Raw genomic sequence first — 11422 nt, forward strand, 5'->3', positions numbered from 1 at the left:
TCCACTGCGGCCCGGGTGCCCAAGTGCAGCAGCTCCTTGGCGGACACCGAGGCGCCCTCCGGCAGCCCCGCCACCTGTTCTAGAATCTGTTCCGCCAGTCTCAGCACGCTCTCGCCTCCAGTGTCAGAAATCTAAGAACATTTCTGACCATTCGCAAGGGGAGAGTGCAAGTGAATCACGGAGCATTATCCGATTGCCGAACGGAATCAGGCATATTTTCTATATAGTTAGCCGCCATGGGCACATGGGTAAGGCCCCGCTTGACATTTAGGACCTGTTGGGCTATATTAGGTCCCAAATTCACCCAGGAGATTCCGATGGCCGGTCTTCATTCGTCATCCGCCCTGCAATCCAAGCCCCACGTCCACATCGATGGTGATCTTTGTCCGCTTTGCGAGCAGACAATCCCAAACGACCGGCTTGAAGACGTCAACAAGCGCATCCAGGCAAGGGACCGTCAGCTGCGGGCCGAAGCCGATGCGCGGGTGAACGCCGAGGTCCAGTCTGTCCGCGCGCAGGGCGAGGCCGCCCTCGAGGCAGCCAAGGCCCAGTTCGTCGCCCGTGAGGAAGCAGCCCGGAAAGACGGCGAGGCACGGGCGGTCGCGAGCTTCGAAAAGCAGATCGCAGACGCCGCCGCCGCCGTAAAGGCGGCCGGAGAGCGGCAGGCCAATCTTGAGGCCGAGCTCGGTCAGTCCAAAGAGGCTTTGGCCCAGACTGTCGAGAAGCTGACCGCTGACTTCGCTAAGAAGGAGGAGGCCGTCCGCCTGGAGGGACGTGCTACGGCGGTCACCGAAATGAGCGCTACGCTTTCCGAAGCCAGGGAGGCCAAGGCAGCCGCAGAAGCGAAGGCAGCCGAAGTCGAAGCGCAGAAGGCCGAGACCGAAAAGAAGATGTTGGCGTTGCAGACCTCGCAGGAGGAGACCATCAAGGCCCGGACCGCCGAGGTCCGCGAAGCCATGGAGAAAGCGAACGCGGAAGCGGTCAACGCCGAGCGGGCCAAGAACTTCGAGGAGAAGCTGAAGCTGGAAGAGATGGTCGCCGACCTGCAGCGCAAGCTTCAGAACAAGTCGACGGAGGAACTCGGCGAGGGCGCTGAAGTCGACCTCTATGAGGTCCTGAAGGCCGAGTTCCCGAACGACGACATTCAGCGTGTCGGGCGCGGCAAGCCCGGCGCGGACATTATCCACAAAGTCCGCCACAACGGCGCGGTCTGCGGCACCATCGTCTACGACTCCAAAAATCACAAGCAGTGGCGCAACGAGTTCGTGACCAAGCTCCGTCAGGATCAGATCGCCGCGAAGGCCGAGCACGCGGTGCTCGCGACGCACGTCTTCCCGAAGGACCGCAAGCAGCTCCACATCACCGACGGCGTCATCCTGGCGAACCCGGCCCGTGCGGTTGTGATCGCCATGATCCTGCGCCAGCAGGTGCTCCAGGTGCACTGCCTCAAGGTCAGCAACGAGGAGCGTGCCTCGAAGACCGAGGAGCTCTACGCCTTCATGACTTCCGATCGCTTCGGCCAGTTTCTTTCCGCCATCAACACCACCACCGCCCAACTCGAGGCGCTTCAGGTGGCCGAAAAGAAGTCACACGAGAACACCTGGAAGAAGCAAGGCGAACTTTTCCGCGGCATCATCCGCAACTGCGCTCAGCTCGATGAAGAGGTGGCCCGCATCATCGGTACAGCCGCGGCGAGCACGTCATGACTAACCCGGAACCCAAAGGCGCCAAGGTCGTCGGGATTCAGGACCGGCGACTTGGCCCGACGGTCCTGAGAACCTACCGTGCAAAGTTCGATATCGACGACCTCGTGCCGAACGAGCGTCAGCCGCGAGGCGGCTCCAAGGAAGACGAGGAGCTGCAGCGGCAGATCGAGGCCAACGACGGCATTTTCGAGCCGCTCCTTGTCGAACCCCATCCCGATATTCCCGGTAAGTTCCGGATCATTGACGGCGAACGCAGGTGGACCAATTCGAAGCTCCTGGTTGAGCAGGGGCGTGATCAATACCGGAAGATCCCCGTAGAAGTCACCGACCGGACGCTGACTGACGAGGAGCGTCTGCGCGTCTGGATCTACATCCACCGCCAGCGCAAGGAATGGGATGCCCGCGAGAAGGAAATGGTGGCCTACCGCCTAGTCGAGTTCATGGGCCGGGCGAGCGCCGCCAGCATCCTCGGCATCTCGATCCGCGAACTCGACAAGCTGGTCGAAGTATTCGAGCTCTCCGAGCGTTTCGAACATTTGCGGGAGAACGGCGCCGGCATCAGCTGGGCGCGCGAGCTGCTCGGCGTCAACAAGAAGCTGCTTACACCGAGCGTCGTAGACGCCGTAGTCGATAAGGTCAATCGCCAACGCATCACAAACTCAAAGGATCTGCGGAAGCTTCGAACCATCCTCGTCGACCCGGTGGCCAGGGAGAACTTCATGTCAAGTGATGGCGACCTCGAGACGGCGATGATGCGCGTCGCCCCGCACGACAAGAAGCGCGATCCCGACTTCGTCTCCAATCTCGATGCGACCGTTCATTCGATGAAGCAGCTGCCCTGGATGGCGCTCGAGGACATGAAGGGAGATCCCGATCTTCTCAAGAAGATTGAGGACGCCGAAGCACTGCTGCGGAGCCTGCGACAGAACCTTTTAAAGGAAAAATAAATGCAATGAGCTCAGCGCCGGAAAGTGTCGACATAGCGCAGAAGCCCGAAGCGCCCAGTTCCGGCGCCGCAGCCGTGTCCCCGCTGCGCAAACGCAGCCTTAACGGCGTGCCTTACGAACGTGCTCCGGAGATTGAGGCGCTGATCGCCGACCTTGCGGTCCTGCCGCGCGACGAGCTCGTTGCCAGGGCCGAGATCAAGAAGCGCTCCGACCCCGGCTACGTCCCCAGCGAATGCCTCCTCTACTTCGTGCGTGCGAGCCGCGCCGACAACAACGAGCGGTGGTTCGAGCGTCTCTACCGGATTCTGGCAGAGCGGATTCTGCGCAGCCTTCCGAGGGCCGAACACCCGGACGGCAAGACCGAGGCACTGACGCGCGGAGTCGTGCGGGACAAGGTTTTTGCAAGGTTCACTGAACTTCTGGCTGCAGATCGAGCCGGCTACATCGACAAGCTCGACTTTTTCGAGATCCGTTTCGATAACGCGTTGGCAAACCTGAGGCGCGATGCGCAGACGCAGGCCTGGCGCGACGAGAACCGCTCCAAGCCCCTCGAATATGATGAAGAAAGCGGTGAGTTGTCTCCTGAAGTCGAAGCGGCTGCGGGAGTCCACGACCCATTTGCCGCTTCAGAATTCGACGATCCGGCCTACCGGTCGCGCCTCGACGCAGCGATTGAGGCTCTACCAACAGAACAAAGCAGGATCATCGAAATGCTCAGACAAGGCTTCCCCATTGACTCCAAAGAGCCCGGCGTCATGACCATCGCGAAGGCGTTGGGCCGGTCAGAAAAGACAATCCGGACCTATCGCGACAAAGCCTTCGCTGCCCTTCGCTCCGCTATGACGGAGGGAGACGGGCAATGAGCGCTGACAACGCACGTCCATCCTGCGAGTCTGTGCTCGACGCGTTCGCAGTCGAGAGCGAGCATGGCCGGGCGACCTTGCAGCGCTATCTCGAGCTTTACCCAGAATATGCTGGGGAACTCATAGACCTCTCCCGCGAACTCAGCCGCGCCGGAGTGAACGACATGGAGCCGCTTTCGCCCGCCGATCAATCATTGATCGACGCGGCCTGGGGGCAGCATAAGGCGGCCGTCTCGACGACGACGGCCGCCCCCTTGGCATCTTTGACAGTCGACGACTGGCGTGCTGTCGCCTCCGAACTGGATGTCCCCCGTCAGGTGGTAACCGCGTTGCGCGAGAAACGGATCGCGCTCGCGAGCATTCCGGTACGATTCCTAAAGCAGTTTGCAGACGCCACGAGAAGCTCGATCGACCAGTTGGAGGCGTTCTGGAGTGCGGATCAACTCGCCGGAGCGCGCAGCTATAAGGCGGACGGCAAACCTTCCATTGGTGATCAAGTCACTTTCGAGCAAGCGCTGATCGAAGCGGGCGTACCGGCTGAGAAGCGCGCCTCTTTGCTGGCCGAGGCAGACTGATATGGACAGCGTGGAGCTTGCTAGGCAAATCGCTGCCGGGCTTCACGCGCGTCTCGTCGCATCCGGAGCCGATCCGTGGTCGCCCTACGAGTTCGCTGTCGCGGAAGCCAAACGGCGCGGCATCGATGTCGAACCCACGGCTGCCGGCGCCGCTGTGCTGAACGGCGGCCGCGCAACGCTCATCGCAGCAGACAAACTCATCCTTCACGAGAATACGGGCACTTTGTTCGAGCGGGCCTTCCTCGTGGCGCACGAGATCGGGCATGCCGAGCTAGGTGATTCCGACGTAGAGCCGGCACCAACAATCGATCCGTCCCGCGCAGCCGAGCCATCACCGGTTGGAATGGATCGGGTGGTCGACTACGGGCGCAGGCAGCGCCGCGAAGTCCAGATGGATCTGTTCGCGCGCGAAATGCTGCTTCCCCGCAATGTCGTGCGAGCGCTGCACGACGACAACGGTCTCACGGCCACCGCCATTGCAGAGAAGCTTGGCGCCCCGTTCGACGCCGTCGCGCAGCAACTGCTCGATGCTCTGTTACTCCCTCCAGTGCCTCCGGTAACGGAAGCACCTCCAGCGGAGCGTCCGCTGAATTCGCTACAAGCCGTTGCTGCCGCACATCGCGGCGAAGCCTATCTGCTCGAAGCAGGTCCGGGCACCGGCAAGACGCAGACGCTGATCGCACGGGTCGAAGGACTTCTCGACGAGGGAGTCGATCCGCGTCGCATCCTCTTGCTGACATTCTCCAACAAGGCAGCCGGCGAGATGGCCGAGCGCATCGCCCGCAAGCGGCCTGAGGCTGCAGCCGCAATGTGGATAGGCACGTTCCACGCCTTCGGTCTCGACATCATCCGGCGCTTTCACGCAGAACTCGGCTTGTCCAAAGATCCGAGAATGATGGATCGTACCGAGGCGGTCGAACTCCTGGAGGAGGAATTCCCGCGCCTGCGTCTCGTGCACTACCGCAATCTCTACGACCCGACCCAGATCATCGCCGATATGCTGGCCGCAGTTTCGCGGGCTAAGGACGAAGTCGTCGACGCGGAACGCTACGCAGAGCTCTCCGCCGCCATGCTCGCGAAGGCTGAAGACTCCGAGGAGCGCAAGGCAGCCGCGCGCGCCGGAGAGGTCGCTCGCGTCTACGCCGCATACGAGGAACTCAAGCGCATGGCGCATTGCGTAGACTTCGGCGATCTCGTGTCGCTCCCAGTCAAGCTGCTCGAAAGCGAGACTGCCATTCGAGAGACACTTCAGGCCCAGTATGACCATGTCCTGGTCGACGAGTATCAGGATGTGAACCGCAGCAGCGTCCGATTGCTTAAGGCGCTACGGCCAACCGGACAGAACCTCTGGATGGTCGGCGACGCGAAACAGTCGATTTATCGCTTCCGTGGCGCGTCGTCGTTCAACATGACCCGGTACGGGAAAGAGGATTTTCCCGGCGGCAAGCGCGGTCGCCTCAAACGCAACTATCGATCGGTGCCCGAGATCGTGTCGAGTTTCTCCGGCTTCGCCGTGGGCATGCGCGCGGGCGACGCGGACAGCGGTCTCGAAGCGGAACGAGCGAGTAAGGGGATAAAGCCCGAACTGCGCACCGCTCAGAGAAATGAGCAGCAGCAGGTCGCCCTGGCGGACGCGATCGAAGAGCTCAGAAGCGAAGGCTACGCCTATCGGGATCAGGCGATCCTCTGCACCGGGAATGAAAAGCTTTCAACAATCGGGCGCAACCTCGAGCGGCTCGGGCTCCCAGTCCTGTTCCTCGGCAGTCTGTTCGAACGCGATGAGATCAAGGATCTCGCGTCATTGCTGGCAATCCTTGTCGATCGCCGTGCCATGGGCCTGGTGCGTGTCGCGTGCTGGCCCGACTTCAAGATCTCTTTCTCAGACGTAGCGGCTGTCCTGGACTACTTGCGGGCGACGGACCAAGCCCCGGGCCTCTGGCTTCGAAATGTAAATTCGATCCCGGGTGTCAGCGATACTGGCCTTGAGAAGCTCGCATCTCTTGCAAAAGCTCTTGATGGCTTCGACCAGACCGCCTCTCCGTGGACGGTCCTTGCGACGCTGCTGCTCGATCGCACGCGCATCGCCGCAAGACTTGGAACTTCCGCAAATCTCGCCGACCGCACCCGCAGCATCGCCATCTGGCAGTTTCTGAACTTTCTGCGGGTGCAACCATCGGGCCGGGGACTTCCTATCGCGCGCGTCCTGGACCGCGTGCGCAGACTTGTCCGCCTTGGCGATGATCGGGACCTGCGTCAGCTGCCGGCGGCTGCGCAACATCTCGATGCCGTGCGGCTTATGACCATTCACGGCGCGAAAGGTCTGGAGTTCGGCGCGGTCCACATTCCGGGGCTCAACAAAGACACGATCCCGCGGCCGGCACCGACGCCGCCTTGCCCGGCACCTGATGGAATGATCGAGGGTGCTGACGGGGGCGCGCAGCAGGCTTATGTGGCTGGACATGAAGAAGAGCAGGAGTGCCTTTTCTACGTCGCGCTGTCGCGCGCGCGTCATCGTCTTATCCTCTATGCGCCAACCGAGGCGAAGAATGGCCGCAATCGACCGCTGTCGCCGTTTCTTGACCGGCTGGGGTCCACGCTGACACGCCGAGCTGTCGTGCCGACGAGATCGCTGCCCATCGCAGGGGAAGACCGGGACATCGAACTGATCGTCGAAGGTCCCTTGCGGCTCGGGGCGCCGCAAATCGCTCTTTATGAGTCCTGCCCGCGCCGTTTCTTCTACACCCACGTCCTGCAGGTTGGAGGGCGGCGTGCAGCAACGGCTTTCATGCATCTGCACGAAGCCGTTCGGGTGGTCGTGGGGGAGGTCATTGCAGCAGAAAGTCCCTTGTCCGATCGGGAACTGGAGGACAGGACTGATGCTGCTCTTGCTGGCGAGGGCCTCGGCGATCACGGCTATCGTGCGGAGTTCCGCGACCTGGCGTTGGCGATGCTGCGCTTCTTCCTGGACACTCGCGCTGGATCGGTCGCCGAAGCGCCGGTCGCCCTCAGCCTCAATTTCGGCGGCGAAGAGATCATCGTCCGTCCTGACGAGATCCTTGTCCGGCCTGACGGCGTGCGCGCCGTCCGCAGGATCCGCACGGGCCATATGCGCTCGGACGAGAGCGATGACGTCGGCGCAGCCGCATTGATGCTGGCGGTCAGGCAGGCATTTCCCGGCGCCGTCGCTGAGCTTGTCCATCTCTCCGACCGCGAGACCCATCCGCTCGGCCTGTCTGAGCGGCAGCTGACGGGCCGGAAAGACAAGCTCGGGAAGTTCCTTGCAGATATCCGAGCAGGGCGTTTCCCGTCCGATATCTCGCCGAGGACTTGTCCGAACTGCCCCGCCTTCTTCATTTGCGGGCCGACCCCGGAAGGTCCCCTCCAGAAAATCTTCGCCTGATCTTACCGGTTAGCGGATCTGCTTCCGATTGAACCTTTAGAGCCGGGGTTTCGACCCGGAAAATCTAAGGGGACTCAATCCAATGAATACAGAACTGCTTGAATACGACGATGTCGGCGACGCCGTGCGTGAAGGCCGGTCGTTGCGTCCGGCGCGAGCCTACCGTTTCCTCCTCGCGCAGGGCGATCTCAACTTCGCCTCCCGCCAGGTCAGTGACCCCGTGCCGCTCGGCCGTCAACTGCTTGACGCTGCCGGACTGGACCCGCGCAAGGGCTACAGCCTGTTCGCGATCCTGCCCTCGGGCAGCTTCGAGGACGTCCGGCTTGATGAACCTTTCGATCTGCGCGAGCGCGGCGCCGAACGGTTCGTCGCGTTCATGACGGACCGCGACTTCAAGCTCACGCTAAACGGCAACGAGCTGCGTTGGGGCAAGCCCGTCATCAGCGGCGCGGTGCTCTACGGCCTCGCCAACCCCGGGGAGGGCGAAGCCATTTTCCTCGAGGTCCCCGGCGGCGAAGACCGGCTGATCGAGAAGAGCGAACTGATCGACCTGAGCGAGCCCGGGATCGAGCGGTTCATCACGGCGCCGGAGCGGCCCGTGACATTTGAGATCGTCGTGAACGCGCGGCCGCGCACGGTCGAGGCCCAGACCGTCACGTTCGAGCAGATTGTCCAGCTCGCCTTTCCGGGCCAGCACGACACGAACGTCGTCTTCTCGATGACATACCGGCACGCGGCTTCGACGCCGCATGCGGGTGAACTCGGGGCCGGCGGCTCGGTTGACGTCAAGAAGAAGGGGACGGTGTTCAATGTCACACGCACTGTTCAGTCGTAATAACGACCTCAAGCGCCTGCGCGACGAAGGCTATTTCGTCCAGCAGCAGGGCGGGCATCTCGTCATGCGCGAGGTTCCCTACGTCGATGCGCACCGCGAGGTGCGCATCGGCACCCTCATCTCCACCCTGACTTTGGCAGGAGATGAAACGCGTACGCCCGACACGCACGTCGTGCACTGGGACGGCGAGTTCCCCTGTCATGCGGACGGTGCGCCGATACAAGGCATCTCGCATGCAAACGGCGCATTCGATCTAGGCCACGGCCTAAAGGCGACACACAGCTTCTCAAGCAAGCCGGAGGGTGGCTACACCAACTACCACCACAAGATGACGAGCTACGCGAACATCATCTCGGGTCCGGCCGCAGTGCTGAAGCCCGGCTTGACGCCGCGCACCTTCCGGACGCCGGAAGAGGAGGAAAAGAGCGTGTTCAATTACCTTGAAACCGCTTCCGACCGCGTCGGGATCGGCGCTCTGACCCAGTTGCTTGCCAACGAGAGGGTCGCCATCATCGGCGTCGGCGGGACTGGCGGCTATATTCTCGATTTCGTCGCCAAGACGCCAGTACGCGAAATCCGGCTATTCGATAGCGACGAGTTCCTGACGCACAACGCCTTCCGCGCCCCGGGGGCGCCAAGTCTCGAAGAATTGCGCGAAGCCCCAAAAAAGGTCGATTACCTAAAGGGCATCTACAGCCGAATGCACCGAAACATCGTCGCGCACGACGTGGCGCTCGGCGCTGATACCGTCCATCTTCTCGACGGCGTCACATTTGCGTTCCTCTCGCTCGACGCAGGTGAAGCGAAGCGGTTAATCGTGGAGAAGCTTGAGGCGAGCGGTGCCTCCTTCGTTGATGTCGGAATGGGTCTCGAGCTGGACGAGGGATCGCTCGGCGGAATCTTGCGGGTGACTGCCAGCACACCGAGAAAGCGCGACCACATCAGCCAGCGCATCTCGTTCGTCGGCGGCGGCGAGCAAGACATCTACGCGTCGAACATCCAGGTCGCGGACCTCAATGCCCTGAACGCCGTCCTTGCTGTAGTGAAGTGGAAGAAGATCCGCGGCTTCTACCGCGATCTGGAGGCCGAGCACCACTGTACCTATACGACCGATGGCAACATCCTGATCAACGGAGACCTCGAGTGATACGGCACAAGCGGCTCGAACATCGTTTCGTTGAAAATATCCCTGACCGCCTTGAAGCAGGCATCCTCTACGTTTCGATGGAGTATGCAACGTCAGCCCATAGCTGCTGCTGCGGATGCGGCGAGGAGGTGGTCGCTCCTTTCACTCCGACGGACTGGAAAATGACCTTCGACGGCGAGACCATCTCCCTTCGCCCGTCGATCGGCAATTGGACGCTAAAGTGCCGCTCACATTACGTGATTGAACGAGGCAGGGTTATCGAAGCAGCTCCTTGGAGCGACGAGCAAGTCGCAGCCGAGCGCCGTCGTGATCGTGGCGCCAAAGAGCGGTTTTACGGGCATTCGCCGATCGGTAACGTCCCTGCACCCCCTCCCACCAGCAAGCCGACACAAAGCTTCTGGCGTTGGATCTCAGATTGGCTATCTCGCTGACCGCCTACAATAGGCCCTACATCGCCTTGTTCCGTGCACTTTCTACGCGACGCCCACGGAGCACGCCAAGAATTTGGTGAAGTCCGCGAAGGTCGACGACTGACGCCAGCGTCGCGCTCCAAGAGCGTCCCCAAAGAGGCCGGAATCGGTATTACCGCCCGCTGTCTTTGGGAAAGCCGGCGTAAGATCTCGGTAACAGCTTCTGTGCCCAAAGCGGAAGAGTGGGAGTTCACGTCTTGAGGCCGATACCCCTCGAGCGTCGACTTCCGCCCGTAGGACAGAGCGGACACGAGAGGTGGCGCATCCGCGAATTGTGTAGTTGGATGCATTCGTGCGCAAGATCATCCACATCGACATGGACGCCTTCTATGCGTCCATCGAGCAGCGGGACAATCCCGAGCTGCGCGGAAAGCCGGTAGCGGTCGGCTCCGCCGCCAAGCGCGGCGTCGTGGCGGCGGCCAGCTATGAAGCGCGGGATTTCGGCGTTCGCTCGGCCATGCCGTCCGCCACGGCGCTACGCAAGTGCCCGGAGCTCCTGTTCGTTCCGCCGCGGTTCGACGTTTACCGGGCGGTGTCGAACGAGATCCGAGAGATCTTCCACGCGTACACGCCGCTGGTGGAGCCGTTGTCCTTGGACGAAGCCTACCTGGACGTGACCGAGAACCTGCGCGGCATTCCGACGGCGTCGGAAACCGCAGCCGACATCCGCGCGCGTATTCTGGAGCAGACAGGTCTCACGGCCTCGGCGGGCGTGTCCTACAACAAGTTTCTCGCCAAGCTGGCCTCCGACCAGAAGAAGCCGAACGGTCAGTTCGTGGTGACGCCGAACCAAGGTCCGGGGTTCGTGGAGGACCTGCCGGTGGAACGGTTTCATGGCGTCGGGCCGGTGACGGCCGAGAAGATGAAGGCGCTCGGCATCCATACCGGCGCCGATCTCAAGCGGCAGACGCTCGCGTTCCTGGAGGAGCACTTCGGCAAGTCAGGGGCCTGGTACTACGGCATTGCCCGTGGCGAGGATAACCGGGCAGTGGTGCCGAACCGGGAACGGAAATCCTCCGGCAGCGAGACCACCTTCTCGGACGACCTGTTTGCTGCGGCCGACCTCGAGGCTGGTATCTGCGATATGGCCGACGACGTGTGGACATGGTGCGAGAAGACGGCCACCTACGGACAGACGGTCACGGTAAAGGTGAAGTATGCGGATTTCCGGCTGATCACGCGCAGCCGGACGGTTTCATCGCCAGTTACGACGCAAGCCAAGCTACGGGAGCTCAGCGTGGCATTGGTCCGCACGGTGTATCCGGTGACGGTGGGCGTGCGGCTGGTCGGGGTATCGGTCTCCAAGCTGACGAGCGAGGACCAAGCCATACCGCAGCTTGAGCTGGAATTGCTTCCCGAAGAGTGAGCATACAGCAAGGATCAGCGGGGGTATCGCCAATGATCGCAGATTTTTCATCCGCTGCTGTTGGGCGCCCCGCGGCCAAGAGGGCCGCGGTCGGCCCTACCGCGTGGCCCGTT

General features: G+C 61.9%; 9 protein-coding genes. All 9 read left to right on the plus strand.

Going from position 1 to position 11422, the window contains the following annotated elements; translation table 11 throughout:
* Positions 1–317 precede the first annotated feature (317 nt).
* The 9 genes from V7082_RS19835 to dinB all read left to right on the plus strand — a co-directional run bounded on the left by V7082_RS19835 (position 318) and on the right by dinB (position 11309).
* Complete coding sequence (locus V7082_RS19835; RefSeq protein ID WP_334151265.1) at positions 318–1706, plus strand: DUF2130 domain-containing protein; 1389 nt, start codon at positions 318–320, stop codon at positions 1704–1706.
* Entirely contained in the window at positions 1703–2653 is a 951-nt protein-coding gene (locus tag V7082_RS19840) for a ParB/RepB/Spo0J family partition protein (RefSeq protein WP_334151266.1), read from the plus strand. Before V7082_RS19835 ends, V7082_RS19840 begins: the two co-directional genes overlap by 4 nt.
* 5 nt (positions 2654–2658) lie before the next feature.
* Positions 2659–3516 carry an RNA polymerase sigma factor gene (locus V7082_RS19845; RefSeq protein ID WP_334151268.1) on the plus strand — a complete coding sequence of 286 codons (858 nt, stop codon included), beginning with the start codon at positions 2659–2661 and terminating at the stop codon, positions 3514–3516.
* A complete protein-coding gene (locus V7082_RS19850; RefSeq protein WP_334151269.1) occupies positions 3513–4091 on the plus strand; it encodes a hypothetical protein in 579 nt (192 codons plus the stop codon). The genes V7082_RS19845 and V7082_RS19850 overlap by 4 nt, the downstream gene beginning before the upstream one ends.
* A 1-nt stretch (position 4092) precedes the next feature.
* Positions 4093–7491, plus strand: coding sequence for an ATP-dependent helicase (locus tag V7082_RS19855; protein WP_334151271.1), 3399 nt, complete (start codon positions 4093–4095; stop codon positions 7489–7491).
* A gap of 82 nt (positions 7492–7573) precedes the next feature.
* Positions 7574–8326 carry a multiubiquitin domain-containing protein gene (locus V7082_RS19860; RefSeq protein ID WP_334151272.1) on the plus strand — a complete coding sequence of 251 codons (753 nt, stop codon included), beginning with the start codon at positions 7574–7576 and terminating at the stop codon, positions 8324–8326.
* Positions 8241–9473 (plus strand): ThiF family adenylyltransferase, encoded by a 1233-nt coding sequence (locus V7082_RS19865; RefSeq protein WP_334151274.1) that lies wholly within the window; start codon positions 8241–8243, stop codon positions 9471–9473. Before V7082_RS19860 ends, V7082_RS19865 begins: the two co-directional genes overlap by 86 nt.
* Entirely contained in the window at positions 9470–9904 is a 435-nt protein-coding gene (locus tag V7082_RS19870; protein ID WP_334151275.1) for a DUF6527 family protein, read from the plus strand. The genes V7082_RS19865 and V7082_RS19870 overlap by 4 nt, the downstream gene beginning before the upstream one ends.
* A 331-nt stretch (positions 9905–10235) precedes the next feature.
* A complete protein-coding gene (gene dinB / locus V7082_RS19875; RefSeq protein ID WP_334151277.1) occupies positions 10236–11309 on the plus strand; it encodes a DNA polymerase IV in 1074 nt (357 codons plus the stop codon).
* Positions 11310–11422: the final 113 nt, after the last annotated feature.

This window comes from Hyphomicrobium sp., from assembly GCF_036833075.1.
Classification (GTDB): Bacteria; Pseudomonadota; Alphaproteobacteria; order Rhizobiales; family Hyphomicrobiaceae; genus Hyphomicrobium_C.

Excerpts from the sequence above, each read along its gene's own strand:
- V7082_RS19835 (WP_334151265.1), top strand. The coding sequence starts at position 318 with ATGGCCGGTCTTCATTCGTCATCCGCCCTGCAATCCAAGCCCCACGTC.
- V7082_RS19840 (WP_334151266.1), top strand. The coding sequence starts at position 1,703 with ATGACTAACCCGGAACCCAAAGGCGCCAAGGTCGTCGGGATTCAGGAC.
- V7082_RS19845 (WP_334151268.1), top strand. The coding sequence starts at position 2,659 with ATGAGCTCAGCGCCGGAAAGTGTCGACATAGCGCAGAAGCCCGAAGCG.
- V7082_RS19850 (WP_334151269.1), top strand. The coding sequence starts at position 3,513 with ATGAGCGCTGACAACGCACGTCCATCCTGCGAGTCTGTGCTCGACGCG.
- V7082_RS19855 (WP_334151271.1), top strand. The coding sequence starts at position 4,093 with ATGGACAGCGTGGAGCTTGCTAGGCAAATCGCTGCCGGGCTTCACGCG.
- V7082_RS19860 (WP_334151272.1), top strand. The coding sequence starts at position 7,574 with ATGAATACAGAACTGCTTGAATACGACGATGTCGGCGACGCCGTGCGT.
- V7082_RS19865 (WP_334151274.1), top strand. The coding sequence starts at position 8,241 with ATGCGGGTGAACTCGGGGCCGGCGGCTCGGTTGACGTCAAGAAGAAGG.